The organism is Methylorubrum sp. POS3 (genome assembly GCF_043352485.1).
Classification (GTDB): Bacteria; Pseudomonadota; Alphaproteobacteria; order Rhizobiales; family Beijerinckiaceae; genus Methylobacterium; species Methylobacterium suomiense.
Genome location: NZ_JAPRBT010000001.1, coordinates 1,704,323 through 1,727,934, shown reverse-complemented (window position 1 = coordinate 1,727,934; position 23,612 = coordinate 1,704,323). Strand labels below are relative to the sequence as shown.

Sequence of the window (23,612 nt, the reverse complement as noted above, 5' to 3'; positions counted from 1 at the left end):
GAAGCAGTCGGGGAATGATTTTGAAAAAACTTGTGGTGCCGCGCAAAAAAACTAAAAGCGAATCATGCGTAATCTCTCGCTCAAGCAGCTCCAGGCGGTCGCCGCGGTGGCGCGGCTCGGCACCATGACGCGGGCGGCGCAGGAGCTCAACGTCACGTCCGCCGCCCTCTACGCGCGCATCCGCCAGCTCGAGGAGGAGGCGGGGCTGCTGCTGTTCGACCGCACGCCCACCGGCCTGAAGCCGACCGATGCCGGCCGCGAGATGCTGTGGGCGATCAACAGCATCAACACCGTGCTGGAAACCTGTACCGACCGGCTTCGCACCTTGAAAGGGGGCGGCGGCGGTCGGGTCGCTCTGGGCGTGGTGTCCACCGCCAAATATTTCGCCCCGGCGGTCATCGCCGGCTTCATGGAAAGCCACCCGAAGGTCGAGATCGCGCTCACCGTCGGCAATCGCCAGGGCACGATCGAGGCCCTGCGCAATTACGACATCGATTTCGCGATCATGGGCCGCCCGCCCCGGGACTTCGCCATCGAGGCGGAGACGTTCGGGCCCCATCCCCTCGTCGTGATCGCCGCCCCGGACCATCCCCTGGCGGGACGGCGCGGGCTCACCCGGGCGGATCTGTCGGAGGAATCCTTCCTCGTCCGCGAGGAAGGCTCGGGCACGCGCTCGGTGTTCGAGGAGTTCATGAACGGCGTGATGATCCGCCGGGCCAAGCTCGGGATCGATGCCGGCTCGAACGAGACGCTGAAGCAGGCGGTGATGGCGGGGCTCGGCATCGCGCTCCTGTCCGGTCACACGGTCTCGTCCGAGGTCGAGAGCGGACGCCTCGCGCTGCTCGACGTGCAGGGCCTGCCGATCCGCCGGGACTGGTACGTGGTGCGCCGCTCCGACAAGGTGCTGGGCCCGGCCGCCGACGCCTTCTGGGACTATCTGGCGCGAGAGGGCCGCCGCTTCCTGCCGCGCCTGCCCGAAGAGGCGCTCGCCGGCATGGACGCCGAGATGGCCCCGCGCCTGTCCACCGAACGGAACGGGGCCGGCCTCGCCGCGGAGGCGGGGGAGTGAGCGGCATCGTCGTCGTCGGGGCGGGTCAGGCCGGCTTCCAGGCCGCCGCCTCGCTGCGGGAGGCGGGGTTTACCGGCCCCCTCACCCTGATCGGCGAGGAAGCCCAGCCCCCCTATCAGCGCCCGCCCCTGTCGAAGGCCTATCTCGCCGGCAAGACCGACGCCCGGGGCCTGCTGCTGCGGCAGGAATCATTCTTCGCCGAGCACGCCATCGCCCATCGCCGCGCCCGCGCCAGCGGGATCGACCGGGCCGGGCGCCGGGTGGAATTGGCGGACGGCGACAGCCTCGCCTACGACCATCTCATCCTCGCCACCGGCACCCGCAACCGGGCGCTGCCGGTGCCGGGCGCCACGCTGTCCGGCGTGTACGGCCTGCGCTCGCTGGACGAGGCCGACGCCTTGAAGACGGCTCTGGAGCGCGCGGAACGGATCGTCGTGGTGGGGGCGGGCTTCATCGGGCTCGAATTCGCCGCGGTCTGCGCCGCCCGGGGCCTGTCGGTGACGGTGGTCGAGGCGGCCCCCCGCGTCATGGCCCGCGCGGTCTCGCCGGAAACCTCGGCTGCGTTCCGCGCCTTCCACGAGGCGGCGGGCGTCACGATCCTGTTCGGGGCCGGGGTGAGCGCGATCGAGGGCGCAAACGGGCGCGTCGCCTCCGTCGCCCTCGCGGATGGCCGAAGCTTGTCCGCCGATCTCGTCCTCGTCGGCATCGGCGTGGTGCCGAATCAGGAACTCGCGCAAGCCGCAGAGCTGCCGGTGCGCGACGGCATCGAGGTCGATCCGTTCCTGGCGACGGCCGATCCGGCGATCTCGGCCATCGGCGACTGCGCCCGTTTCCCGACCCGCTTCGCCGCCGGCCTGCCCGGCGGCGACCGGGTGCGGATCGAGTCGGTGCAGAACGCCGTCGATCAGGGCCGCTGCCTCGCCGCGCGCCTGACCGGACGGCCGACTGTGTACGATGCAGTGCCGTGGTTCTGGAGCGACCAGGGCCCGCGCAAGCTGCAGATCGCCGGGCTGGGAAGCCCGGACGATGCGAGCGTGACGCGCCGATCCGGCGCGGGCTTCTCCGTGTTCCGCTTCCGCGACGGGCGCTTGAGCGCGGTCGAATCGGTCGACCGCCCGGCCGACCACATGGCCGCCCGGCGGATCATCGCCGCCGGTCGCTCGCTCACGCCGGAGCAGGCGGCGGATCCGGCCTTCGATCTGAAGGCCCTCGCCACCGCCTGAAGGTTTCTCAGCGGTCGTTCTCGGTCGTCAGATCGCCGAGGCGGGTGCCCTCGTCGCCGCCCTTCTGGCGGTCGGAGAGGCGCACGCCATCCCCGCCTGTGAAGACGACGCCCTCCCGCATCAGCGCGCTGCGCAGGGCCTCGATCTGCCCCGATGCCGGATCGCCGGTGCCCGCCTCGAAGCCTGTGACGAACCCCTCGTCGAGGCCGGACGCGCGGGCGAGATCCGCCGTGCTCCAGCCGAGCAGGCCGCGCGCCGCCCGGGACTGGCCGGGCCCGATCGTGTTGAGGTCGCCGCCGCCATAGCCCTTCGCGCCCGCTTCGTCCGATCCCGTCAAGCCGCTCTCCCGTCCATCCTGTCGCCGGAGCCTCGCGCGGCCCCGCACCGGACAACAGAGCGAGCGCGGCAATCGTTTCGGCGCCGGAACGAGAAAGCCGTCCACGCGGGCGTCTCAGCGTCGAGGCGGTGCCCTCGGATTGTGAACAGGGTCCGGCACGCATGCCGCGACCATAATTGTGCTTGAATCTCTGACGATTCCCCGCATCACCGCCGCCGGAGGCGCGAGTCGTCCTGCGCCGATCCGGCCGCCGGTGCGATGACGGGCACGGGAATGCCCGCACGCGACGTCCTTTGGGCGAGGCAGCCGAGCGAGAGAGGGGGTTCGAGGACATGAACAGCACACTGACCGCCGCGCTGGCCGGCGCGGTCGCCGTCGCCACCCTGGCCGCCGGGCCGGCCCTGGCGCAGCAGGGAAACAACGCCATCACCGGCTTCGGCCAGGGCGGACGCGCGCCGGAGAAGAAGCCGCAATACGTCCCCGGGGCGAAGGCCCAGGAGAAGATGTTCCCGCTCGGCGCGACTTGGACCGCCGTCAGCCTCAACGGCAAGCCGTTCAACGGCAGCGACCGGCCAACCTTCATCATCGACAGCCAGTACCGCGCCCGCGGCTATGGCGGCTGCAACACCTTCACGGCCACCGCCTTCCCGTTGCGGGAGCAGCATCTCGCGGTCGGCCCGCTCGCCCTCACCAAGAAGAGCTGCGACAAGGCGCTCGCCGCCAGCGAACAGGCCTTCCTGGTCGCCCTGCGCACCTCGGGTGCCTGGGACCTCGTCGGTTCGCAGCTGGTGATCCGCACGCAGAACGGCGAACTGCGCTTCGATCGCACCCTCTGACCCGTCGTTAAGCCCGCATTGACGACGATCCGCGGTCGTTCCCGCGGATTCATTCCCCGTCAGCCATCGCGGCCGTTTCCTGACCCCGTCACCGGTGGCGCCGCCCGCGCGACCGGTCTTCAGCGGAGGACGGGATGCGGATCGACCGGCTTCACCAGCACGCAATGCCCCGCGTGGTGCCGAAGGTGGTGCCGCGCACGGTCGCGTTGCCGCGCTACGTCTTCCTCCGTGCCCACCATGAGGGCGCCGCCCTGCTGGCCGCCTGGGCCACCAGCGCCGGCATCGCCCTGTTGGTGCTCGCCGCCACGCTCGCGCCGGTCTAGAACCGCCCGACCGGATCGCGGCAGGATGACATTATTGTCGTCGAAATCGCTTGCGGGAGAAGAGTATTCTCCGCGCTGACGCGAAGACGGACTTTCCCCGCCAAGATCCGGTAAACCTCGACGCTTCTTGGGAAATCAGCTACAGCCCTGCGCGCGGAAAGCCGGGGCCGATCGGCGCGAAGCAGCGCGCCACGGGCATCCCGGCTCCCCCAATTTGCCGACCAGGGAGTGGACAGCCATGACAGACACCGCGCGCAAGCCCGGCCACGGCCGCGTATACGGCTCGATCACCGAGACCATCGGCAACACCCCCCTCGTGCGCCTCAACCGGCTCACCAAGGAGCGCGGCGTCGATGCCGAGATTCTGCTCAAGCTCGAGTTCTTCAACCCGATCGCGAGCGTGAAGGACCGCATCGGCGTCAACATGATCGACGCCCTGGAGGCCTCCGGCCGGCTCAAGCCCGGCGGCACGCTGGTCGAGCCGACGTCGGGCAACACCGGCATCGCGCTGGCCTTCGTGGCCGCCGCCCGCGGCTACCGCCTGATCCTCGTGATGCCCGAGACGATGTCGCTGGAGCGGCGCAAGATGCTCGCCTTCCTGGGCGCGCAGCTGGAGCTGACCCCCGGCGCCAAGGGCATGAAGGGCGCCATCGCCCGCGCCGAGGAACTGCTCGCCGAGATCGACGGCGCGGTGATGCCGCAGCAATTCGCCAATCCGGCCAATCCCGAGATCCACCGCAAGACGACGGCCGAGGAGATCTGGAACGACACCGACGGCAAGCTCGACGCCTTCGTGGCGGGTGTCGGCACCGGCGGCACGGTGACCGGCGTCGGCGAGGTGCTGAAGCCCCGCCTGCCGGGCCTCAAGGTGTTCGCGGTCGAGCCGGTGGATTCGCCGGTGATCTCCGGCGGCCAGCCCGGCCCCCACAAGATTCAGGGCATCGGCGCGGGGTTCATTCCCGAGAACCTGCACACCGACATTCTCGACGGCGTGCTCCAGGTGACCAACCAGCAGGCGGTCGACACCGCCCGGGACCTCGCCAAGCTGGAAGGCATCCCCGGTGGCATCTCCACCGGCGGCAACGTCGCGGCGGCGCTGGAACTGGCCTCCCGGCCGGAATTCCAGGGCAAGCGGATCGTCACCGTCGCCTGCTCGTTCGCCGAGCGCTACATCTCCTCGGTGTTGTTCGAAGGCATCGGCTAACGCTCTGTGGCCAGTGGCGCGGGCCTGTCGCAGGGCCCGCGCCGCAACTCCTCCGGTCCCGGGTGGTTGTCCCGGCACATCCGAGGAGAGTTTCCATGACCGACACCGACCGCACCCGGCCGTCGCTGAAAGAGTTCGACGCCTACGCGGACCGCAACGGCCAGGATTTCGGCACCGCTTCCCCCCTCGATGTCGGCATCCCGTCGCGGACCCAGGCCGACCTCAAGGGCAATCCCGACGGCACCGCCGAGGCCGCGCGCATCGCCTCCGGCACACCGGGCCAGGACGCGACCGATCAGACCGAGGCCGAGACCCCGCCGGAAAACCTGCGCCGCATCTCCGATCCCTCGTTCACGCCTTCCCCCACACCGAGCGGACCGGACGCCGCCGCCGCGGAGGCGATCGAGCGCGCCACCGCCGCCGTCGGCAGCGAGGAGGCGCCGCGCCAGGGAGGCCGCGATGGGCAGTGAGAACCGGCCGCACGAAGATCTGACCAATGTCGGCACCCGCAAGCCCGACGAGGCGGTGGGTTCGCGCGGCCCGAGCCCGGCCGGCGGCGGCCACCAGACCCCTGAGCAGGCGGCGATCACCGGCCAGGGCTCGGGCGGGCGCAGCGACGACGAGCGGACGAGCGAGTGGGGCGGCGCCGACGAGGGGCGGACGCCGCCGGCGATCGGCGGTTCTTCCGGCGGTCATTCGGACCGCAAGGCGGCGGCCGGCCCCCGCCAAGGTGAGCCGATCGCGGGCGAACCGGAACGGGCCAAGAGGCCGTGACAAGCGCCTGCGATTGGTTGGAGACTGTGAGGGAGGGGCCGGACCGATGAGCGACCGCGACAAGGGATCTTCCGAGGACGGCGACGAGCGCCGGACGGGCGAGAAGCCCGCCAACAGCGCTCCCGACGCCGTCAAGGACCCGAACGAGAAGACCGACGGCAAGCCGGGCGCTCCGGGCCAAGGCAACGAGGCGGATCCGGGCGCCGGCTGAGCGCTGGTCGTCCGTCAATCGCCGCGTCCGGGTGACGTCCGTCGGCGACCCCGCCTTCGGCCTGGTCCGTCCATCGTCGACACGGCCAGAGACGGCCGACGGTTTGCTCGATGATCGGCCCGGCGCCGGATCGCCGCTCTAGGCGGCGGCGGCTTCGACCCGGTTGCGGCCGGCATCCTTGGCCCGATAGAGCGCCGCGTCGGCACGTCCGAGGATGTCGGCGGGGCTCGTATCGGTCGGTCGGCGCACGGCGACCCCGATGGAGACGGTGACCGGAATGTCGCGCGTGCCGCGCTGGACGGTGAAGGGCGCGGCCCCGATGCGTTCGCGGATGCGCTCGGCGATGGCCTGCGCCTCAGGCAGGTCGACGCCGGGGACGACCATCACGATCTCCTCGCCGCCGTAACGGGCCAGGATGTCCATCGGCCGAACCTGCTGGCGGATGCGCTCGGCGAAGGCCCGCAACACCTCGTCGCCGGCCTCGTGGCCCCAGGTGTCGTTGATCGACTTGAACCGGTCGATATCGAGCAGCAGGCAGGCGAGCCCCTTCTGATGCAGCATCGCGTCGCCGAAGACCGGACCGATCTGCCGATCGAGATAGCGGCGGTTATGCAGGCCGGTGAGGTCGTCGGTGACGGCGAGTTCCACCGAGGCCTGAAGCGCGCCGCGCAGGGTTTCGGTGAAGCGGCGGCGGCGCACCTGCGTGCGCACCCTGGCCATCAATTCGTTCCGATCGATCGGGCGCAGCAGGTAGTCGTTGACGCCGAAATCGAGGCCGCGGGTGATGCGGGCCTTCTCGTCCATCTCCCCGAGCATGATCAGCGACAGGTTGCGGGTCCGGTCGAGCGACCGGAGTTGGCTGCACAGGCGCAGGCCGTCGAAATTCTCGAGATCGAGGCTGACCAGCGCGACCTCGAAACCGGCCTCCGGGGCCAGCACCAGCGCCCGATGCGGATCGGTCTCGACGGTCACCCGGTGATGCTGCGACAGGGCGGTCCCGATCCGGTCGATGGCGCTGGCGCGGTCCTCGACCAGGAGGATCTTGGCGTTCTCGCCGGTGTCGGCGGCGGCGAGCGCCAGGGGATCGGTCCCGCCCAGGCTGCGGGTGGCGAGGGCGCGGCTGCGCAATTCGTCGGTGACCGCCTTGAGACGGATGAGGCTGCGCACCCGCGTCATCAGGGCGGTGTCGTCGATGGGCTTGGTCAGGAAATCGTCCGCACCGGCATCGAGGCCGCGCAGACGGTCCGCCGGCTGGTCGAGGGCCGTGACCATCACCACCGGCAGATGGGCGGTGTTGGGATTCGATTTCAGGCGACGGCAGACCTCGAAGCCGTCCATGCCCGGCATCATCACGTCGAGCAGGACGACATCGCAGCCGCCCCGTTCGCAGATGGTGAGGGCGTCGGGGCCGTTCATGGCCACCACCACGTCGTAATATTCGAGCGACAGCTTCGTCTCGAGCAGACGGACGTTGGGGTAGAGATCGTCAACGATCAGGACGCGGGCCGACATCGTTCCTCCGCTACGCGGCTGACCGGCCGCCCGGGCGTCTCGGGAGACTCAGGCGGTACCGTCTTCGCCAATGTACCGACGGACCGTTGCCAAAAACTTCGCGACCGAGATCGGTTTCGACAGGTAGGCTTCGCAGCCGCCTTCGCGTATCCGCTCCTCGTCTCCCTTCATCGCGAAGGCCGTGATGGCGATGACGGGGATGTCGCGCAGGTCATCGTCGTCCTTGAGCCACTTGGTGACTTCCAGCCCCGACACCTCGGGCAACTGGATATCCATGAGGATCAGGTCGGGATGGTGGGCGCGGGCCAGCTCGATCGCTTCGATACCGTTGGCGGTCTTCAGCGTCGCGTAGCCGTGCGCTTCCAGCAGATCGTTGAAGAGCTTCATGTTCAGCTCGTTGTCCTCAACGATGAGAACGGTTTTCTTCATGACCTGCTCCGAGGCGGTCCGACCGCGCTCCGTCACCTGGCACAGCCCCCGGACACTCTTTAAACTGATAGTCGTTGATGAAACGCAAACTTGATCATACGGATGCCGGCAGCGAGCGTCTCGCTATCGAAGTGCTGGGCTGGCTTGCGGGCGACGACGAGCGGCTCACCCGCTTCGTCGTCGAGAGCGGGCTCGACCCCGGCACCCTGCGCGAGAGCGCCCGCGATCCGGGCTTTCTCACGGCCGTCCTCGACCATGTCATGGGCGACGAGCCGAGGCTGCTGGCCTGCGCGCAGGCGCTCGACCTGAAGCCCGAGAAGATCGCCGCCGCGTGGCAGCGGCTCCAGCCGCCGCCCTTCGACGACGGCCTGTGAGCCACCTCGGCGCTTCGACGCCCCATGCGCCCTCCTTGGCTCAACGCCGCGCGGGGGCTTGGTTTCAATGCCCTTTGCAGCGGCCCGCAGGGCGCGGCGGCAAATCGGCTACCGGGCCAGTTCCTTGAGGCCCAGGCGGATCAGCGTCTTGGCCTCCGCCCCCTCGCCGGCGGACTTCATCGCCGCGGCGATGGCGGCCGAGGCCTGAACCTGGGGATAACCGAGATTGACCAGCGCCGAGATCGCGTCCGCCACCGGCTGGGGCGCGGTACGGTCCTCGACCGCGCCCGTGAGCGCCACGAGCGCCGGATCGATGGGAGCGAAGGCGGGCGCCTTGTCCTTCAGTTCGGCCACGAGGCGGGCGGCCAGCCGTGGGCCGACTCCGGGGGCGCGGGCGACCGCGCCCTTGTCGCCGGTGGCGATGGCGCTGGCGAGGGCGCCGGGCTCCAGCACCGAGAGAACGCCGAGCGCCACCCGCGTGCCGACCCCCTGTACCGTCTGGAGCAGGCGGAACCATTCCCGCTCCGCGTCGGACTTGAAGCCGTAGAGGCGGATCATGTCCTCGCGCACATGCGTCTCGATGGCGAGGTCGGTGGCCTCGCCGGGCGGCGGCAGGCGCTGGAGGGTTCGGGCGGAGCAATGCACCACGTAGCCGACCCCGTTCACGTCGAGGATGACGAAGTCCTCGCCGTAGGAATCCACCAGCCCCTTGAGCTTCCCGATCATTTCGAACCACCGATCATGTGTTCGGATCGGCGCCCGGCTCCGTTGCCGCGCCCGCCCGAACGCCATATCCGTCAGCGCGGCCCAACCGACAAGGTGACTGCATGAAGCGCACGCTCCTCGCCCTCTTCCTCGTGAGCGCCGTCTCGGCTCCCGCCGCGGCGCAGGACGCCCCGCCCGCGCTCACCAAGGATCCGATGCAGGTGAAGGCCGGGCGCTACCGGCTCGATTCGGCCCACGGCAAGATCACGTGGTCGCTGAGCCATCTCGGCTACTCGACCTATTACGGCCAGTTCACCGACGTGTCGGGCGATCTGACCCTCGATCCGAAGAAGCCGGCGGAGAGCCGCCTCTCGGTCAAGATCGGCACCGCCAGCGTCAACGCGCTTCACGACAAGCTCAACGCCCATCTGAAGGCGCCGGACTTCCTCAATGTCGAGGCCTTCCCCGAGGCGACCTTCGTCAGCACCTCGGTCGAGCCGACGAGCCCGACCACGGCGCGCGTCAACGGCACCCTGACGCTACGCGGCGTGGCCAAACCCGTCTCGTTCGACGCCACCTTCAATCAGGCCGGGCCGCACCCGGTCGACAAGCTCTACACCGTCGGCTTCGACGGCTGGACGGTGATCAAGCGTTCGGAATTCGGCGTGAACGCCTTCCTTCCCGTGCTCGGCGACGAGGTGGCGCTGCGGCTGGAAGGGGAATTCAAGGCGGTGGACTGAGCCTCTTCCCACCCCCCTTCGAGGCTGCTTTCAGCACCTCGGGATCAGGGACAGGGTGGGACGAGGCAAGTCACACGCCATCCGATTGTTGCCGATCGGGCGACGGGAGCGTTTGCCGGAACCGTTCGTTCACGATATGTGCGCGAGATGGTCGCGCGCCACGGCGGCGCGTGACCGGAGGTTCCCGATGACCGACGACGTCCGCATCCTCGGCATCGATCCCGGCCTGCGCCGAACCGGCTGGGGCCTCGTCGTCGCGCGGGGCACCAAGCTGTCGTACCAAGCCTGCGGGGTCGTGACCTCCGACGGCGACCTGCCCCTGGCGCTGCGCCTGCGCGAACTGCACGAGGGGCTGACCCGCATCGTCGCCGACCACGCCCCCGACGAGGTCGCGGTGGAAGAGACCTTCGTCAACAAGGATGCGCAGGCGACGCTCAAGCTCGGCCATGCCCGCGCGGTCGCCCTGCTGGTGCCGGCGCTGGCCGGGCTGCCGGTGGCGGAATATGCCGCCAACCTCGTCAAGAAGACCGTGACCGGCTCGGGCCATGCCGAGAAGGTCCAGATCCAGGCGATGGTGCGGTTCCTGCTGCCCAAAGCCGAGTTCAAAATCGCCGACGCGGCCGATGCCCTCGCCATCGCGATCACCCATGCGAGCCATCGCGGTCGCGCCGCGATCGACCGGCGCCACGCCGTACCCACGGGCGGCGGTCCGGGCGCGGCGCGCATCGCGGCAGCGCTCGCCCGGCAAAGCTGACGCCGAATCCGGGGTCTCGAAAGGCGAGCCCTTTCGCGGGTGCAGGGTGGAACCCTGCCATCCTGTCAGAACCTTGCCCTCTCGACACCCATGACGGCCTGGGCGCTCGACTGCGCAAGCGACCGCGCGTCAGCCGATCTGAAGGATCACCTTCCCGGTCGCCTCGCGGCGCTTGAGGATCCCGAGGGCCTCGGCATAGGCCTCGAGCGGGTAGGTGCCGTGCACCTTCACGGTGAGCTTGCCCTCCGCCGCCCAGGCGAGCAGCTGCGCCTGGTTCGTCTGGTGCTGGGCCGGCTCGCGCTCGACGAAGGCGCCCCAATGGACGCCCTGCACGTCGATGCCCTTGAGCATGATGACGTTGAGCGGGAATTTCGGGATCTCCCCGGCCGCGAAGCCGATCACGAGGAAGCGGCCCTTCCAGCCGAGCGCGCGCATCGCCGGCTCGGCCAGATCCCCGCCCACCGCGTCGTAGACGACGTCGACGCCGCGCTCACCCGTCAGCCGACGCAGTTCCTCGCGAAGATTGGTCGCCCGATAATCGATCACGTCGTCGGCGCCGTGGGTGCGGGCGATCTCCAGCTTCTCCGGCGAGGAGGCACAGGCGATGACGCGGGCGCCGAGCAGCTTGCCCAGTTCCACCGCCGCGAGCCCGACCCCGCCCGAGGCGCCGAGCACCACCAGCGTCTCCCCGGGCTGGATGCGGGCGCGATCCGCCAGGGCGTGAAGGGTGGTGCCGTAGGTGATCGAGAGCCCCGCGGCGACCGCGTCGGAGACCGCCTCCGGCACGCGGGCGAGGCGCGCCACCGGCACGGCGATGCGCTCGCGGGCGGTGCCGTGGCTGAGATGGACCATCACCCGGTCGCCGACGGAAAACCCCTCGGCGCCCGCCCCCAGGGCCTCGACGACGCCGCAGGCCTCCCCACCGGGCGAGAAGGGCAGTTCGGGCTTCACCTGATACTTGCCCGCGATGATGAGCGTGTCGAAGAAGTTGAGCGCGGCCACCCGCACCCGCACCAGCGCCTCGCCGGGCCCGGCCACGGGATCGGCCACGGTCTCGATCGACAGATCCTCCGGCCCGCCGAGCCGGGTGCACATCAGGGCCTTCATACCGTTCCGCTCTCCGCCTCACTTTCGCGAGTGCCGACGCATCCCTGTCCGGTCGCGCGACGGAACGCCTCGACGCCCCCCTCATGCCCATTGGGGCGGGCGTCGCGCAAGCTGTCAGGTCCGCTCGTAGGTGCCCGTCAGCATCCCCTTGGCCATCACGTTGCCGTTGAGCGCGTCGAGCAGCGCGCTCCGGCCCGGCGCGGCCGAGAGATCGGGGGTGCGGGCGAGCGCGAAGGCCTGGAACAGGTAGCGGTGCGGGCCATGCCCCGTCGGCGGGTCCGGCGGCAGCCAACCGTCCTTCAGGAACGAGTTGCGGCCGAGATCGTGCCGGGTGCCCTCCCCTGCCGGGCTCGCGAAGGCGCCCTCGGGAAGGGTCTGGTCCCGCGGCGGCAGGTTCCAGGCGATCAGGTGGACGAAGGGGTGTAGGGCCGGCGCATCTGGATCCTCCACGAACAGCACGAGGGCCGCCGCCTCGGTCGGCACGCCCTCGACCGCCAGGGGCGGCGAGACGCCCTCGCCGTCGGCGGTGTAGCGGGCGGGGATCGGCCCGCCCTCGGGGAAGGCCGGGCTCGTGACCCGGATGCGGTCGGGCGCGTGCTCCGCGAGGGTGTGGAAGGCGGCCTTCTCGCTGCCGGCCCTCACCTTCGACAGAGCTTCGCCCACGGCGTGCGGCAGCTTCTCCAGCATGGTTCGCGCTTGTCCCGTCATCGTCCTGAGGACGGGTCAACGGCGATCGGCCCGCTTCGTTCAGGCGTGGCGGTGCGCGGCCACCATGTAGTTTACCCCCGTGTCGCGGCTCGCCCGCCAGGAATTGCCCAGCGGATTGAAGACGACACCGGTCGTGTCCGTGACGGTCAGGCCACCGGCCTCGAGATCGGCCTTCAGCTCGCCCGGGGTGACGAATTTCTCCCAATCATGCGTGCCCCGCGGCAGCCAGCGCAGCACGTATTCGGCCCCGACGATGGCGAGCGCGAAGGAGCGCATCGTCCGGTTGATGGTTGCGGCGAACAGGAGCCCGCCGGGCTTCACCGCCGTGCAGGCCGCCCGCAGGAAGCCCGCCCGGTCGGCGACGTGCTCGACCACCTCCATGGCGAGCACCACGTCGAAACGCGCGCCGCCGGCCACGACCGCCTCGATCGTCTCGGCGCGGTAATCGATGTCGAGCCCCTCGCCCGCCGCGTGGGCCTGGGCCGCCGCGATGTTGGCGGTCGCCGGATCGAGTCCGGTCACCCGGGCGCCGAGCCGGGCCAGCGGCTCGGACAGCACGCCGCCGCCGCAGCCGATATCGACCACGGTCAGGCCGTCGAGCGGGAACGGCGCCGCCGGATCGCGCCCGAACACCCGGCAGGCCTCGTCGCGGATGTAGCCGACCCGGACGGGATTGAACCGGTGTAGCACCGCCATCGGCCCGCGCTCGTCCCACCAGCGCGCGGCCAGCGCATCGAAACGCGCCACTTCGTCCCGATCGATGGAGGCGCTCGTCATCCCGCTCAACTTTCGTATCGTTTCAACCTGAGGCCGTCCGATTGACACGGCCGAGGCCCCCTTGTACCCGCCGGGCGCATCCCCGGTACAGCCGCGCCCTCGTCTTCCGCAGATGATGCGGCGCGAGCCGGTGTCCCACCGGCACCTTGGCGACGAACCGTGGGCGACGAGGAGCAGACCGGACGCGACATGCCCCGTTTGGTGATGAAATTCGGCGGCACCTCCGTCGCCAATGTCGAGCGTATCCGCAACGTGGCGGCCCACGTCGCCCGCGAAATCGCGGCCGGCTACGAGGTGGCCGTCGTGGTCTCGGCGATGTCGGGCAAGACCAACGAGCTGGTCGCCTGGGTGAAGGACGCCGACGCGCTCTATTCGGAAGCCGAGTACGACACCGTCGTGGCTTCGGGTGAGCAGGTGACCTCGGGGTTGCTCGCGATCGCCCTCAACAAGATGGGGATCAAGGCCCGCTCCTGGCAGGGCTGGCAGATCCCGATCCACGCCTCCGACGCCCACGGCTCCGCCCGGATCGAGGCGATCGACCCGGCGAATCTCGATGCCGGCTTCCGTCGCGGCGAGGTCGCGGTGATCGCGGGGTTCCAGGGCGTGCATGCGGGCACGGGACGAATCGCGACGCTCGGGCGCGGCGGTTCGGACACGAGCGCCGTCGCGATCGCCGCGGCCATCGGCGCGGAGCGCTGCGACATTTATACGGACGTGGACGGGGTCTACACCACCGATCCGCGGGTGGTGCCCAAGGCCAAGCGCATGGAGCGCGTGACCTTCGAGGAGATGCTGGAGATGGCGTCGCTCGGCGCCAAGGTGCTCCAGGTGCGCTCGGTCGAGCTCGCCATGATCCACCGCGTGCCGACCACGGTGCGCTCCTCCTTCGATCCCCCCGATGCCGCGCGGCCGGGCACCCTCATCTGCGACGAGGATCAGATCGTGGAACAGCAGACCATCACCGGCATCGCCTTCGCCAAGGACGAGGCCCAGATCACGCTTCGGGCCGTCAAGGACAGCCCCGGCATCGCCGCGGCGATCTTCGGGCCGCTGGCGGATGCCAATATCAACGTCGACATGATCATCCAGACCGTGTCGGGCGACCAATCGACCACCGACATGACCTTCACGGTGCCGGCGGCGGATTTCGAGCGCGCCCGCGCGATCCTCGACGCCCAGCGCGAGACGATCCATTTCGGCCAGATCGAGGGCGCCACCGACGTGGTCAAGGTCTCGGCCATCGGCGTGGGCATGCGCTCGCACGCGGGTGTGGCCGCCAAGGCCTTCCGGGCGTTGGCCGAGAAGGGTATTAACATCCGGGCGATCACCACCTCCGAAATCAAGTTTTCGGTGCTCATCGACGCGGCCTACACGGAGCTTGCCGTGCGCACGCTCCACTCGCTATACGGCCTGGACCAGGCCTGACCGTTCTGGCCGGCGCGACCCCGCACGCGAGGGTTGCGCCGATATCGGCCCGAGACGCGGAAGGCCGGTTTTCGGACGGGCCGACGCGAAACATACAGCCTGGAGGATCGGGCCGGTTCGGCCTGATGCTCTAGCGACCCGGATTGACGATCCCGATGCCCGCTGCGCCCGGAGGCCCGCGCCTGCTGCTGCGCCGGCTCCGCGAAGCCATGGCGGAGCCGGTCAGCCCGCAGGCGCGCCTTGATCGGATCGTCGTCCTGATCGCGGCCAACGTGATCGCCGAGGTGTGCTCGGTCTACGTGGTGCGCGACGACAACACCCTCGAATTGTTCGCCACCGAGGGCCTCAACCGCGACGCGGTCCACCTGACCCGCCTGCGCGCCGACGAGGGCCTCGTCGGTCTGATCGCCAAGACCGCCGAGCCGCTGGCGCTCTCGGACGCGCAGTCCCACCCCGCCTTCTCCTACCGGCCGGAGACGGGGGAAGAGATCTATCACGCCTTCCTCGGCGTGCCGCTCCTGCGGGCCGGCAACACGCTCGGCGTCCTGGTCGTCCAGAACAAGACCTACCGGGTCTATTCCGAGGAGGAGATCGAGGCGCTCCAGACCACCGCCATGGTGCTCTCGGAGATGATCGCCTCCGGCGAGCTGCAGGCCCTGGCGCCGGGAGCCGGCACCGCGGCGCGCCGCCCGGTGAGCCAGCGCGGCGTGGCTCTCGCCGACGGCATCGGGCTCGGCCACGTGGTGCTGCACGAGCCGCGCATCGTCGTGAAGACCCTGATCGCCGAGAATGTCGAGCGCGAGGTCGAGCGGCTGGAGACGGCGATCGAGGAGGTGCGCTCGGCGATCGACGAATTAGTCGAGCGCGGCGACGGCATCGGCTCGGGCGAATCCCGCGAGGTGCTCGAGACCGTGCGGATGTTCGCCCACGACAAGGGCTGGTTGCGCCGGATGCGCGAGGCGGTCCAGTCGGGCCTGACCGCGGAGGCCGCCGTCGAGCGGGTGCAGTCGGACAACCGCGCCCGGATGCTGCGCCAGAGCGACCCCTATCTCCGCGACCGGCTTCACGATCTCGACGATCTCGCCAACCGCCTGCTGCGCCGTCTCGTCGGCCAGGAGGACAGGGGCGCCGGGGGCCTGCCCGAGAACGCGATCCTGGTCGCCCGCTCCATGGGTCCGGCGGCGCTCCTCGACTACGACCGGGCGCGCCTGCGCGGCGTCGTGCTGGAAGAGGGCGGGCCGACGAGCCACATCGCCATCGTGGCCCGCGCGCTCGGCATCCCGGCGGTCGGCGAGATCGCCAACGCCACCGGCCTGTGCGATTCGGGCGACGCCATCATCGTCGACGGCCTGTCCGGCGACGTTCAGATCCGGCCGACCCCGGAGATCGAGGCCTCCTATGCCGAGATGGTGCGCCTGCGCGCCCGGCGGCAGGAGCAGTACCGGGCTCTGCGCGACGTGCCCGCCGCCACCCGCGACGGGGTGCGGATCGGGCTCCACCTCAATGCGGGGCTGCTGGTCGATCTCACCCATCTGCACGAGACCGGGGCGGAGGGCGTCGGCCTGTTCCGCACCGAGCTGCAATTCATGGTGGCCGAGCGGATGCCCTCGGCGGCCGAGCAGCAGGCGCTCTACGAGGCGGTGTTCTCGGCCACCGGCGACCTCCCGGTGACGATCCGCACCCTCGACATCGGCGGCGACAAGATCCTGCCCTACATGCCGGCCCTCGAGGAGGAGAACCCGGCGCTGGGCTGGCGGGCGATCCGCATCGGCCTCGATCGGCCGGCGCTGCTGCGGGTGCAGCTGCGCGCACTCCTCAAGGCGGCGGCGGGCCGCCCGATCAAGATCATGTTCCCGATGGTCGCGACGGTGGAGGAATTCACCCGCGCCCGCGACATCGTCGAGCGCGAGAAGGCGCATCTACGCCGCCACGGCTACACCCTGCCGAGCGAGTGCCGCCTCGGCGCGATGGTCGAGGTGCCCTCGCTCCTGTTCCAGATCGACGAGATCGCCCGCGAGGCGGATTTCCTCTCGGTCGGCTCCAACGATCTGATGCAGTTCCTGTTCGCGGTCGACCGCGAGAACCGGCGCGTCGCCAACCGCTTCGACCCGCTCTGCGGCGCGGCCCTGCGCGCCTTCCGCATGATCGCCCAGCGGGCCGCCGCCCAGGGCTGCCCGGCGACGGTGTGCGGCGAGATCGGCGGGCGGCCGCTGGAGGCCCTGGCCCTGATCGGCCTGGGCTTCCGCGACTTCTCGATGTCGCCCGCCGCCATCGGCCCGGTCAAGGCGATGGTGCTGTCGGCCCATGCCGGCGAGGTCGCCGACCTGATCGAGGCCGAACTGACCCGCGTCGCCGACGGCGCCTCCCTCCGGCCGGCGCTCGCGGCCTATGCCAAGGCACACGGCGTGCCGGTGTGAGGGGCGTGCCTCGCATCCGGCCGTCTCCGCTGCGACGCTCTCGACTCAGTCCGGGCCGTAAACCACTGGTTGCCGAGGCGCCTTGGCCGTTGCAAGAGAGCGTGCGCCCGCCCCACTGCCCGAATGGCCCCGAAGCGGCAGCGCCCATGCTCCCGGCGGCACTCGCCCTCGTCGCGGCAGTGAAGTAGGGAAGCGACCTTTCCACGACGTGACATCGAAGACTCAGTGACCCCCATTCCCTCCGATCGCCTCGACGCCATCCTGGCCCGGCACGAGTTCGTCACGGCGCAGCTCGCCGACGGATCGGGCGCGCCCGAGAGCATCGTGCAGCTCTCCCGCGAGCTGTCCGAACTCGACGGCGTGGTGGCCGCGATCCGCGACTACCGGGCGGCGGAGGCCAATCTCGCCGGCATCCGTGCGCTGATCGACGAGCCCGGGGGCGATCCCGAGATGCGCGCCCTCGCCGCCGACGAGAAGCCGGAGGCGGAAGAGGCCCTGGAGCGGGCCCACCGGGCGCTTCAGCTCATCCTGCTGCCCAAGGATGCGGCGGACGAGAAGAGCGCCATCCTCGAAATCCGCGCCGGCACCGGCGGCGACGAGGCGGCCCTGTTCGCGGGCGACCTGTTCCGCATGTACGCGAAATACGCCGAGTCGAAGGGCTGGCGCGTCGAGGTCATCTCCGAGAGCGAGGGCACCGTCGGCGGCTATCGCGAGGTCGTGGCCGAGGTGAAGGGCCGCTCCGTGTTCTCCCGCCTCAAGTTCGAGAGCGGGGCGCACCGGGTGCAGCGCGTGCCCGACACCGAGACCCAGGGGCGCATCCACACCTCGGCCGCCACCGTCGCGGTGCTGCCCGAGGCCGAGGAAGTCGACGTCGTCGTCAACGAGGCCGACCTGAAGATCGACACCATGCGGGCGCAGGGGGCCGGCGGTCAGCACGTCAACAAGACCGAATCGGCGATCCGCATCACCCATATCCCGTCGGGCGTGGTGGTGTTCGTTCAGGAGGAGCGCTCGCAGCACAAGAACCGCGCCCGGGCGATGGCGCTGCTGCGGGCGAAACTGTTCGACGCCGAGCGCACGGCCAAGGATTCGGCGCGGGCCGCCGACCGCAAGGCGCAGGTCGGCTCGGGCGACCGCTCGGAGCGCATCCGCACCTACAATTTCCCGCAAGGCCGCGTCACCGACCACCGCATCAACCTGACCCTCTACAAGCTGGAGGAGGTCATGGCGGGCCAAGCGCTCGACGAGGTCATCGACGCCCTCATCACCGAACACCAGGCCGAGTTGCTCGCCGCCGAGGGCATGGCCTGACGGGGCCAACGCACCCCCACGCCATGACACCTGACCTCTCCCTCACCCTCTCCCCCACCCTTGCCCGCGACGCCGCCCTGCGGCGGCTCGTCCAGGCCTTCGCGGCGGCCGGCATCGCCAATCCGCGCGGGGAGGCGCGCTTCCTCGCCGAGCACGCTCTCGACCTCTCCGCCGCCGACCTGCTCCTGCAGGGCCGGACGCCGCTCGGCGCGGCCGGGGCCCAGGCCTTGGAAGCGGCCGCCGGGCGGCGGCTCGCGGGGGAGCCGGTGGCGCGCATCGTCGGCGCCTGGGAGTTCTGGGGGCTTCCCTTCGCCCTGTCGCCCGAGACGCTGGTGCCGCGCCCCGACACCGAGACGCTGGTGGAGGCAAGCCTGCGCCTCTTGCCCGAGCGGGACCGTCGGCTGCGCCTCGTCGATCTCGGCACCGGTTCGGGCTGCATCCTGGTCGCCCTGCTGCACGAGCGCCCCCACGCCTTCGGGATCGGCCTCGACCGCTCGCGGGAGGCGCTGGTGACCGCGCGGGCGAACGCCATGGCCAACGGCGTCGGCGGGCGGGCCGCCGTCCTGCGCGGCTCCTGGCTCGACGCCGTCTCGGGCCCGTTCGACCTGATCGTCTCGAATCCCCCCTACATCGCGTCCGGGGTGATCCCGACGCTGCAGGCCGAGGTGCGCGGCCATGATCCGATGGCCGCCCTCGATGGCGGGACGGACGGGCTCGACGCCTATCGGGCCATCCTCGCGGGCATCGCCCGGCGGCCGGGACTGCTGGCGCCGGGTGGGGCCGTCGCCCTCGAGATCGGCTACGATCAGGCGGAGGCGGTCACAGACCTGGCGGAAGCGGCGGGATTTCGCGAGATCACGCTCACCCGCGATCTCGCCGGCCAAGCGCGGGTCGTCACGCTTCGGCCATCCTTGGCGGCCATATGAAGCGGCACGAGGCCGGATGCGCGGCGCCGCCGAGTCACCGCGAAACTGGCATAACCCGCCAGAATTACGAAAAAATGCTTGTTGTCGTGGGCGGCAGTCACTAGCTTAGGGACACAGACCGCGAACGGCCCGTTAAGATGGGCTGCGGCAGGATCGGTTTTGACCGCATCCTCCGGGTTCGGACGGTCTTCCCACCATCGAGGGACGCGGCCCGGCAAGCGCGCCCAGGCTCGGTGGGATCGAACCTGACAGTCGAGGGATGTCTTGCGGCGCGCCTGAGAGCGAGCGCAGCCACCGGACGAGCGGCGGACATCGCGGATGCAGCGCGGTCGCGCTGCGCGCTGTCCGCGAACGCCGGGGCCGCGCTGTCAGTCATGCTGAGCGACAGGTAACAAGGGTCAATCGAGGCCGATGAGACCAAACCAGAACCGACGGATGCGGGGCCGCAACAACAACCGGCCCAAGGGTCCGAACCCGTTGACGCGTTCCTACGAGTCGAACGGGCCCGACGTCAAAATCCGCGGCAACGCCCAGCACATCGCCGACAAATACGCTCAGCTCGCCCGCGACGCGCTGGCGAGCGGCGACCCGATCGCCGCCGAGAACTATTTCCAGCACGGCGAGCATTACTTCCGCATCATCACCGGTGCCGCCCAGGAGCAGGGCCGTCCGCAGGCCGCACAGGGCTATGCCCGCAACGGCTTCGACGAGGACGAGGACGGTGACGACGAGGGCGTGCCCGCCGCCGCCGAGGGTGGTCGCCAGGGCTTCGGCTACGGTGGCGAAGAATACGGCGACCCGACCCAGGCCCCGCAGCCGTTCGAGCGCCACGATTTCGACGGCCGCCGGCAGGACCGCAACGATCGCAACAATGACCGCGGCAACGACCGGGGGCAGCAACGCTTCCAGGGACGCGACCGCAACGATCGCGGCAACGACCGGGGCCAGCGCTTCGACGGCAATCGCCAGGATTACAACCGGGGCGGCGAGCCGCGCCAGGATTTCCGCGGCGAGCGCCAGGATCGGCAGGACCGCAATCAGGAGCGCGGCGATTACCGGCAGGATCGCGGCGACCGCGGACGCCAGGACTTCCGGCAGGATTACCGCCCCGATTACGGCCAGCCGCAGGAGGGCGGGCGTTCCTACGAGGGCGGGCGCCAGGACGGTGGACGCCAAGACGGTGGACGGCAGGACGGCGGGCGCCCCGAGCAGGGTCGCCGCGACTTCCGGCAGGACCGGTTCGAGAACGGTCGCGGCGATCAGGACGCCGCCCGTCAGGAGCCGGCACGCCAGGACTATGCGCGCCAGGAATCGTCGCGCCCCGATGTGTCTCGCCAAGACGCGTCTCGTCAGGAGGCTTCGCGCCAGGAGCCGGCACGGCAGGAATTCCGGCAGGAGGCCCCCCGGGCCGAGACCGTTCGGCAGGAGCCGGTGCGTCAGGAGCCGCGGGCCGATGCTCCGGTTCGTCCCGATGCGCCGCCCCGTCGCGGTCGCCGCGCCGAGCCGCGCATCCCCGAGGCCACGGATCAGAACGCCCTGCCGGCCTTCCTGATGACGGCCACCCGCAACCCGTCGCCGGTGCGCCCCACCGAGGCGCCGGAGGCCGAGACGCCGCGCTCCGAGACGCCGCGTTCCGCCACGCAGCGCGAGGTGCCGCCCGCCGTTGACGCCGAGGCTGCGCCCTCGCCCACCGACGAGGCGCCCGCACCCAAGCGCCGCCGCCGCACCCGCTATAAGGGAGCCGAAGGCGAGACGGCGCCGGAGCCGAGCGATACGCCGAACGCCGCCGAGTAAGGCGGGCACCGATCGAGGTCATGACAGAAGGCCCGGAGCGGAAACGCTCCGGGCCTTCTGGCTGAAGGGGGCTACGTGTCCGGCCCTCTTGAAGGGGAACAGGGCCCGTGGTCCTCACGCGATCCTTGGAAGACCGTTCCGACGAGCGCGCCCTCGAGAAGCGCCCCGGATTCCGGCCACAGAAGGCTTCTCCAAGCCCCTGTGCCGCATCGGCTTTTCGCTGAAATCCGCCACCCACCTTGGGGGCAATGCTCTCGGCTGTCGTGCCGCATCGGCCTTATCCGAAAGCCGATGCCCACCTTTCGGGCCGATGCGCTCGGTTGTCGTGCCGCATCGGCCCTTCATCCGAAAGCCGGTACCCACCTTTCGGGCCGATGCTCTAGGCCGCGCGGGCCCGTGCCTTCCGGACCGGCGCCGGCTCCGCCGCCGGAGGGGAGAGATCGACTGCCGGCAGGGCGTCCATGCCGCGGCTGGCCGGGAAGGTGACGATCACTTCCGTGCCCTCGCGGGGCTTCGACTTGAGTTGGAAATGGCCGCCATGGAGGTCGACCAAGCCCTTCACGATCGGCAGACCGAGGCCCGATCCCTGCTCGGCGGTCTTGATGGCGAGCGAGCCACGCCCGAACGAGGACATCACGGTGCCGAGTTCGTCCTCGGGAATGCCGGGGCCCGAATCCTTGACGCTGACATATTGCCCGCCGGACGCGGTCCAACCGACCTTGATGACGATCTCGCCCCCCGGCGGCGTGAACTTCACCGAGTTCGACAGGAGGTTGAGCACGATCTGGCGCACCGCGCGCTCGTCGGCCCAGAGCCGGGGCAGGGTCTCGTCCACGAAGCTCGAGAAGGTCTGGCCCTTCGAGCGGGCGCGCAGAGCCATCATGTGGCGGCATTCCTCGACCGTGTGGGCGAGCTGCATCGCCTCCTCGGTCAGGTCGTAGCGGCCGGCCTCGATGCGCGAGAGGTCGAGGATCTCGTTGATCAGCGTCAGCAGATGCATCCCGCTGTCGTGGATGTCGTTGGCGTATTCCTTGTAGGCCGGGGCGGTGTGGACGCCGAACACCTCGTTCTTCATCACCTCCGAGAAGCCGAGAATCGCGTTCAAGGGCGTGCGCAGCTCGTGGCTCATCGTGGCGAGGAAGCGGGATTTGGCGAGGTTCGCCTCCTCGGCGCGCCGACGCGCCTCGTCCGAATTGGCCTTGGCCTGTTCGAGCTCGGCGAAGATCGCGTCCTTCTCGGCCCGCGATTGCAGCGTGCCCACTGCCGAATCGTAGAGGCGGCGGGCGAGGCCGGCGAAGAACAGCTGGCTGCACACGGTCATCACCACGAGCAGCACCGTGTCCATGTCGCGGGAGTGCAGGAGCAACGAGAGCGCCGCGAGCATCAGCGGTATCAGGCCGGAGACGGCGGCGATCGGCACGGTGGCCGCCAGCATCGTCGTCACCGCGGCGAGGATGACGAGGCCGAACAGCGCGAAGGTGCGCGCATCCGGCGCGCCCGCCAGCAACAGCATCGCCCAGGCGAAACTCTGCCCGAACTCGGCGGCGATGAAGATGCGCCGCCAGCGCACCAGCGACAGGGTCTCGGGCGGTTGGCGCAGGAAGCGGTGGCAGAGCCACGCCGTCACCAAGAGCGTGCCGCAGGCGGCCACGCATCCGAGGGCGGCCACGGACGGGCGCAGCCACATCAGCGAGGCGGCGGCGAGCGCCAGGGCCAGAACGAGGAGCGGCAGGCCGGCCCCGGCCCGATACTGCGCGTAGAGGCGCAGCAGCTCGTGGTCGAAGGCGCGCTCCAACCCGCTGGTCGAGGTCAGGCGCTCGCGGGCCGAGCGCATATCGCGGGCGATGCCGCGCCGCTTGGCCACCTCCTGCGAGGAAGGCCCGCGGCCGCGCTGCACCATCTCCGGTGTGAGATCGGCCATGCCTGTGGGTTCGATACGAAGAAGGGGCCGGCATCGCGGCCGCGGGCCGGCCGGAAACGGGAGACCTCAAGGTGCCCTCGAACCGTTAAGAAGCGGCTTCGGCGGTCGCGAGAATTGTCCGGATACCGTTTCCGAACCGGCTATCTTGTATTCAGGTGCGCTGGCGCACATCCGGGAGCAGCATGCGGGTTCAGAATCGGAACGATTCCAAATTCCGGAGCGGTGGCATGCTGACCATCAACCTGAACGGCACGGCCCGCGAGGTCGATGCCGATCCCGACATGCCGCTGCTGTGGGCGATCCGCGACCGGCTCGACCTGACCGGCACCAAGTACGGATGCGGCATCGCGCAATGCGGCGCCTGCACGGTCCATCTGGACGGGCAGCCGGTGCGGTCCTGTCAGACCCGGATCGGCGATGTCGGCGAGGCCAAGATCACCACGATCGAAGGTATCAACGGCAAGGTGGCCGAGGCCGTGCAGGGCGCTTGGCGCAAGCTCGACGTGGTGCAGTGCGGCTATTGCCAGTCCGGCCAGATCATGTCGGCGATCGGTCTGTTGACCGACAATCCGAAGCCCACGGATGCCGATATCGATACCGCCATGGACGGCAATGTCTGCCGCTGCGGCACCTATCAGCGCATCCGCGCCGCCATTCACGAAGCCGCCCGCTCCCTCGCCTAACCGTTCGCGCCGCGGCGGTTCGTTCCGAGAGCCGGCGGCTGTCATCTCCGGG

General features: G+C 70.2%; 25 protein-coding genes. 17 read left to right on the top strand and 8 right to left on the bottom strand.

The annotated features are described in order from the left end of the window. Positions 1 to 64: 64 nt before the first annotated feature. Positions 65 to 1,069: a LysR family transcriptional regulator gene (locus OWC43_RS08240; protein ID WP_238307402.1), complete on the top strand. Its 1,005-nt coding sequence runs from the start codon at positions 65 to 67 to the stop codon at positions 1,067 to 1,069. Then, complete coding sequence (locus OWC43_RS08235; protein ID WP_393956308.1) at positions 1,066 to 2,292, top strand: NAD(P)/FAD-dependent oxidoreductase; 1,227 nt, start codon at positions 1,066 to 1,068, stop codon at positions 2,290 to 2,292. The genes OWC43_RS08240 and OWC43_RS08235 overlap by 4 nt, the downstream gene beginning before the upstream one ends. Positions 2,293 to 2,299: 7 nt before the next feature. Here the strand turns inward: OWC43_RS08235 and OWC43_RS08230 are convergent, their stop codons facing one another. Then, positions 2,300 to 2,629, bottom strand: a complete 330-nt coding sequence (locus tag OWC43_RS08230) for a helix-turn-helix transcriptional regulator (protein WP_373324325.1) — start codon at positions 2,627 to 2,629, stop codon at positions 2,300 to 2,302. A 332-nt stretch (positions 2,630 to 2,961) separates the two neighbouring features. Between OWC43_RS08230 and OWC43_RS08225 the strand changes: the two genes are divergently transcribed. The 6 genes from OWC43_RS08225 to OWC43_RS08200 all read left to right on the top strand — a co-directional run bounded on the left by OWC43_RS08225 (position 2,962) and on the right by OWC43_RS08200 (position 5,977). Continuing rightward, the gene (locus OWC43_RS08225; protein WP_137831481.1) at positions 2,962 to 3,465 is read left to right on the top strand and encodes an META domain-containing protein; all 504 of its coding nucleotides are present in this window, start codon (positions 2,962 to 2,964) and stop codon (positions 3,463 to 3,465) included. A gap of 164 nt (positions 3,466 to 3,629) precedes the next feature. Next, positions 3,630 to 3,788: a hypothetical protein gene (locus tag OWC43_RS08220; RefSeq protein ID WP_238307404.1), complete on the top strand. Its 159-nt coding sequence runs from the start codon at positions 3,630 to 3,632 to the stop codon at positions 3,786 to 3,788. Positions 3,789 to 4,026: 238 nt separating this feature from the next. Then, entirely contained in the window at positions 4,027 to 4,992 is a 966-nt protein-coding gene (gene cysK / locus OWC43_RS08215) for a cysteine synthase A (protein WP_137831479.1), read from the top strand. Positions 4,993 to 5,087: 95 nt separating this feature from the next. Next, entirely contained in the window at positions 5,088 to 5,462 is a 375-nt protein-coding gene (locus tag OWC43_RS08210; protein WP_393956307.1) for a hypothetical protein, read from the top strand. Next, positions 5,452 to 5,766: a hypothetical protein gene (locus OWC43_RS08205; protein WP_393956306.1), complete on the top strand. Its 315-nt coding sequence runs from the start codon at positions 5,452 to 5,454 to the stop codon at positions 5,764 to 5,766. Before OWC43_RS08210 ends, OWC43_RS08205 begins: the two co-directional genes overlap by 11 nt. Positions 5,767 to 5,812: 46 nt before the next feature. After that, complete coding sequence (locus OWC43_RS08200; protein WP_393956305.1) at positions 5,813 to 5,977, top strand: hypothetical protein; 165 nt, start codon at positions 5,813 to 5,815, stop codon at positions 5,975 to 5,977. Positions 5,978 to 6,115: 138 nt separating this feature from the next. Here the strand turns inward: OWC43_RS08200 and OWC43_RS08195 are convergent, their stop codons facing one another. Then, positions 6,116 to 7,489, bottom strand: coding sequence for a PleD family two-component system response regulator (locus OWC43_RS08195; protein WP_137831476.1), 1,374 nt, complete (start codon positions 7,487 to 7,489; stop codon positions 6,116 to 6,118). Positions 7,490 to 7,537: 48 nt separating this feature from the next. After that, on the bottom strand, positions 7,538 to 7,918 hold the full coding sequence (locus OWC43_RS08190; RefSeq protein WP_137831475.1) for a response regulator: 381 nt from the start codon (positions 7,916 to 7,918) through the stop codon (positions 7,538 to 7,540). Positions 7,919 to 7,995: 77 nt separating this feature from the next. On the opposite strand from OWC43_RS08190, the gene OWC43_RS08185 reads away from it, so the two are divergent. After that, entirely contained in the window at positions 7,996 to 8,292 is a 297-nt protein-coding gene (locus OWC43_RS08185) for a DUF3572 domain-containing protein (RefSeq protein ID WP_137831474.1), read from the top strand. A 108-nt stretch (positions 8,293 to 8,400) separates the two neighbouring features. Here OWC43_RS08185 and ruvA read toward each other — a convergent pair whose 3' ends face one another. After that, complete coding sequence (gene ruvA, locus OWC43_RS08180; RefSeq protein WP_137831473.1) at positions 8,401 to 9,018, bottom strand: Holliday junction branch migration protein RuvA; 618 nt, start codon at positions 9,016 to 9,018, stop codon at positions 8,401 to 8,403. A gap of 101 nt (positions 9,019 to 9,119) precedes the next feature. On the opposite strand from ruvA, the gene OWC43_RS08175 reads away from it, so the two are divergent. Both OWC43_RS08175 and ruvC read left to right on the top strand, forming a co-directional pair. After that, positions 9,120 to 9,737 (top strand): YceI family protein, encoded by a 618-nt coding sequence (locus tag OWC43_RS08175; protein WP_137831472.1) that lies wholly within the window; start codon positions 9,120 to 9,122, stop codon positions 9,735 to 9,737. A gap of 187 nt (positions 9,738 to 9,924) precedes the next feature. Next, positions 9,925 to 10,491: a crossover junction endodeoxyribonuclease RuvC gene (gene ruvC / locus OWC43_RS08170; RefSeq protein WP_137831471.1), complete on the top strand. Its 567-nt coding sequence runs from the start codon at positions 9,925 to 9,927 to the stop codon at positions 10,489 to 10,491. Between the two features lie 129 nt (positions 10,492 to 10,620). Here the strand turns inward: ruvC and OWC43_RS08165 are convergent, their stop codons facing one another. The 3 genes from OWC43_RS08165 to ubiG all read right to left on the bottom strand — a co-directional run bounded on the left by OWC43_RS08165 (position 10,621) and on the right by ubiG (position 13,083). Continuing rightward, positions 10,621 to 11,598 carry an NADPH:quinone oxidoreductase family protein gene (locus OWC43_RS08165; protein ID WP_393956304.1) on the bottom strand — a complete coding sequence of 326 codons (978 nt, stop codon included), beginning with the start codon at positions 11,596 to 11,598 and terminating at the stop codon, positions 10,621 to 10,623. 114 nt (positions 11,599 to 11,712) lie between these two features. Beyond that, positions 11,713 to 12,285 carry a YbhB/YbcL family Raf kinase inhibitor-like protein gene (locus tag OWC43_RS08160; protein ID WP_393956303.1) on the bottom strand — a complete coding sequence of 191 codons (573 nt, stop codon included), beginning with the start codon at positions 12,283 to 12,285 and terminating at the stop codon, positions 11,713 to 11,715. 60 nt (positions 12,286 to 12,345) lie between these two features. Beyond that, positions 12,346 to 13,083, bottom strand: a complete 738-nt coding sequence (ubiG, locus tag OWC43_RS08155; RefSeq protein WP_393956302.1) for a bifunctional 2-polyprenyl-6-hydroxyphenol methylase/3-demethylubiquinol 3-O-methyltransferase UbiG — start codon at positions 13,081 to 13,083, stop codon at positions 12,346 to 12,348. Positions 13,084 to 13,272: 189 nt separating this feature from the next. Between ubiG and OWC43_RS08150 the strand changes: the two genes are divergently transcribed. The 5 genes from OWC43_RS08150 (at position 13,273) to OWC43_RS08130 (ending at position 20,956) form a co-directional block, all read left to right on the top strand. Continuing rightward, positions 13,273 to 14,508, top strand: coding sequence for an aspartate kinase (locus tag OWC43_RS08150; protein ID WP_137831467.1), 1,236 nt, complete (start codon positions 13,273 to 13,275; stop codon positions 14,506 to 14,508). 155 nt (positions 14,509 to 14,663) lie between these two features. Then, on the top strand, positions 14,664 to 16,925 hold the full coding sequence (gene ptsP, locus OWC43_RS08145) for a phosphoenolpyruvate--protein phosphotransferase (protein ID WP_137831466.1): 2,262 nt from the start codon (positions 14,664 to 14,666) through the stop codon (positions 16,923 to 16,925). Positions 16,926 to 17,150: 225 nt separating this feature from the next. Continuing rightward, positions 17,151 to 18,236, top strand: coding sequence for a peptide chain release factor 1 (gene prfA, locus OWC43_RS08140; RefSeq protein ID WP_393956301.1), 1,086 nt, complete (start codon positions 17,151 to 17,153; stop codon positions 18,234 to 18,236). Positions 18,237 to 18,259: 23 nt separating this feature from the next. Further along, a complete protein-coding gene (gene prmC, locus OWC43_RS08135) occupies positions 18,260 to 19,162 on the top strand; it encodes a peptide chain release factor N(5)-glutamine methyltransferase (RefSeq protein WP_393956300.1) in 903 nt (300 codons plus the stop codon). A 435-nt stretch (positions 19,163 to 19,597) separates the two neighbouring features. Beyond that, positions 19,598 to 20,956, top strand: a complete 1,359-nt coding sequence (locus OWC43_RS08130; protein ID WP_393956299.1) for a DUF4167 domain-containing protein — start codon at positions 19,598 to 19,600, stop codon at positions 20,954 to 20,956. Positions 20,957 to 21,335: 379 nt separating this feature from the next. Here OWC43_RS08130 and OWC43_RS08125 read toward each other — a convergent pair whose 3' ends face one another. Next, positions 21,336 to 22,877 carry a HAMP domain-containing sensor histidine kinase gene (locus OWC43_RS08125; protein ID WP_137830620.1) on the bottom strand — a complete coding sequence of 514 codons (1,542 nt, stop codon included), beginning with the start codon at positions 22,875 to 22,877 and terminating at the stop codon, positions 21,336 to 21,338. A 227-nt stretch (positions 22,878 to 23,104) separates the two neighbouring features. On the opposite strand from OWC43_RS08125, the gene OWC43_RS08120 reads away from it, so the two are divergent. Beyond that, positions 23,105 to 23,560, top strand: coding sequence for a (2Fe-2S)-binding protein (locus tag OWC43_RS08120; RefSeq protein ID WP_137830619.1), 456 nt, complete (start codon positions 23,105 to 23,107; stop codon positions 23,558 to 23,560). Positions 23,561 to 23,612: the final 52 nt, after the last annotated feature.

What these genes read in the sequence shown, in the direction of transcription:
- OWC43_RS08205 (WP_393956306.1), top strand. Translation starts at nt 5,452, where the DNA reads ATGGGCAGTGAGAACCGGCCGCACGAAGATCTGACCAATGTCGGCACC.
- OWC43_RS08160 (WP_393956303.1), bottom strand. Translation starts at nt 12,285, where the DNA reads ATGCTGGAGAAGCTGCCGCACGCCGTGGGCGAAGCTCTGTCGAAGGTG.
- OWC43_RS08175 (WP_137831472.1), top strand. Translation starts at nt 9,120, where the DNA reads ATGAAGCGCACGCTCCTCGCCCTCTTCCTCGTGAGCGCCGTCTCGGCT.
- OWC43_RS08220 (WP_238307404.1), top strand. Translation starts at nt 3,630, where the DNA reads ATGCCCCGCGTGGTGCCGAAGGTGGTGCCGCGCACGGTCGCGTTGCCG.
- OWC43_RS08150 (WP_137831467.1), top strand. Translation starts at nt 13,273, where the DNA reads ATGCCCCGTTTGGTGATGAAATTCGGCGGCACCTCCGTCGCCAATGTC.
- OWC43_RS08120 (WP_137830619.1), top strand. Translation starts at nt 23,105, where the DNA reads ATGCTGACCATCAACCTGAACGGCACGGCCCGCGAGGTCGATGCCGAT.
- cysK (WP_137831479.1), top strand. Translation starts at nt 4,027, where the DNA reads ATGACAGACACCGCGCGCAAGCCCGGCCACGGCCGCGTATACGGCTCG.
- OWC43_RS08240 (WP_238307402.1), top strand. Translation starts at nt 65, where the DNA reads ATGCGTAATCTCTCGCTCAAGCAGCTCCAGGCGGTCGCCGCGGTGGCG.
- OWC43_RS08225 (WP_137831481.1), top strand. Translation starts at nt 2,962, where the DNA reads ATGAACAGCACACTGACCGCCGCGCTGGCCGGCGCGGTCGCCGTCGCC.
- ruvA (WP_137831473.1), bottom strand. Translation starts at nt 9,018, where the DNA reads ATGATCGGGAAGCTCAAGGGGCTGGTGGATTCCTACGGCGAGGACTTC.
- OWC43_RS08185 (WP_137831474.1), top strand. Translation starts at nt 7,996, where the DNA reads ATGAAACGCAAACTTGATCATACGGATGCCGGCAGCGAGCGTCTCGCT.
- ptsP (WP_137831466.1), top strand. Translation starts at nt 14,664, where the DNA reads ATGCCCGCTGCGCCCGGAGGCCCGCGCCTGCTGCTGCGCCGGCTCCGC.
- OWC43_RS08130 (WP_393956299.1), top strand. Translation starts at nt 19,598, where the DNA reads ATGCGGGGCCGCAACAACAACCGGCCCAAGGGTCCGAACCCGTTGACG.
- OWC43_RS08200 (WP_393956305.1), top strand. Translation starts at nt 5,813, where the DNA reads ATGAGCGACCGCGACAAGGGATCTTCCGAGGACGGCGACGAGCGCCGG.
- ubiG (WP_393956302.1), bottom strand. Translation starts at nt 13,083, where the DNA reads ATGACGAGCGCCTCCATCGATCGGGACGAAGTGGCGCGTTTCGATGCG.
- OWC43_RS08195 (WP_137831476.1), bottom strand. Translation starts at nt 7,489, where the DNA reads ATGTCGGCCCGCGTCCTGATCGTTGACGATCTCTACCCCAACGTCCGT.
- OWC43_RS08210 (WP_393956307.1), top strand. Translation starts at nt 5,088, where the DNA reads ATGACCGACACCGACCGCACCCGGCCGTCGCTGAAAGAGTTCGACGCC.
- OWC43_RS08190 (WP_137831475.1), bottom strand. Translation starts at nt 7,918, where the DNA reads ATGAAGAAAACCGTTCTCATCGTTGAGGACAACGAGCTGAACATGAAG.
- ruvC (WP_137831471.1), top strand. Translation starts at nt 9,925, where the DNA reads ATGACCGACGACGTCCGCATCCTCGGCATCGATCCCGGCCTGCGCCGA.
- OWC43_RS08125 (WP_137830620.1), bottom strand. Translation starts at nt 22,877, where the DNA reads ATGGCCGATCTCACACCGGAGATGGTGCAGCGCGGCCGCGGGCCTTCC.
- prmC (WP_393956300.1), top strand. Translation starts at nt 18,260, where the DNA reads ATGACACCTGACCTCTCCCTCACCCTCTCCCCCACCCTTGCCCGCGAC.
- OWC43_RS08165 (WP_393956304.1), bottom strand. Translation starts at nt 11,598, where the DNA reads ATGAAGGCCCTGATGTGCACCCGGCTCGGCGGGCCGGAGGATCTGTCG.